Origin of the sequence: Rothia sp. HMSC072E10 (genome assembly GCF_001813965.1) — a bacterium.
Lineage (GTDB): Bacteria > Actinomycetota > Actinomycetes > Actinomycetales > Micrococcaceae > Rothia > Rothia mucilaginosa_A.
In genome coordinates this window covers 917,166-917,372 of the sequence record NZ_KV814491.1, presented here as the reverse complement: position 1 = coordinate 917,372, position 207 = coordinate 917,166, and the positions used below count along the sequence as shown (strand labels likewise).

General features: G+C 59.4%; 1 protein-coding gene. It reads right to left on the bottom strand.

Translation table 11 applies throughout. From position 1 onward, the window contains the following. Positions 1-207, bottom strand: a 207-nt coding sequence (locus HMPREF2944_RS09265; RefSeq protein WP_168165821.1) for an RHS repeat domain-containing protein, incomplete at both ends; no start/stop codon positions are given.

Here is a 207-nt window from a genome sequence, read left to right as displayed (position 1 = left end):
CACAAGAATCCCAGGTGTAGAACACCGGAGAAGCTACGCCGGAACCGGTAATGGACAGCACACGACCGCACGCGTCATAGCGAACACGTGCCTCAGAACCGTCACCGTACACCTGGCGAATCAGACGGGAATCAGCGTCGTACTCGTAGCGAGTCACAGACTGCTCCGCAGTACCGGCAGCCTCATAGGTTGCAGCCAGTCGACCGC